This is a genomic window from Bacillus sp. 05T31 (assembly GCF_056396725.1).
The window spans coordinates 1-362 of sequence record NZ_JBFTMA010001513.1; the positions used below are offsets into that span (position 1 = coordinate 1).

Genomic DNA, 362 nt, shown 5'->3' on the forward strand with positions numbered 1-362 from the left:
GTACAAGGGGCTGAATATCTTCAAAAATGGTACAAAGAAAAGTTATTCCCGAAAGGTATTATCGGTGAGTCTGGTGGCCCTGCTGCTGATGGATTATTCAATGAAGGAAAAGCAGCATCTATTATGAACGGACCGTGGGCGTTCCAAGCGATGGAAAAGAACGGAATTGATTATGGTGTTGCTCCAATGCCAAAATTACCAAATGGTCAACCGATGAAAACATTTGTTGGGGTAAAAGGATGGCATGTAACAAGCTTCTCTAAACAAAATGATTTAGCTACAAAATTCACTGAGTGGGTAACAAATGAAGAAAACGCAAAAATTAGATTTGAGAAGACAAAAGAGATTCCTCCAGTAAAATC

Annotated in this window: 1 protein-coding gene; it reads left to right on the plus strand. The window is 39.0% G+C overall.

Annotated features, from left to right (window positions below; translation table 11 throughout):
- Nucleotides 1-362 (plus strand): extracellular solute-binding protein (locus AC1DJR_RS34120; RefSeq protein ID WP_477004683.1); only part of this gene is annotated, 362 nt, incomplete at both ends.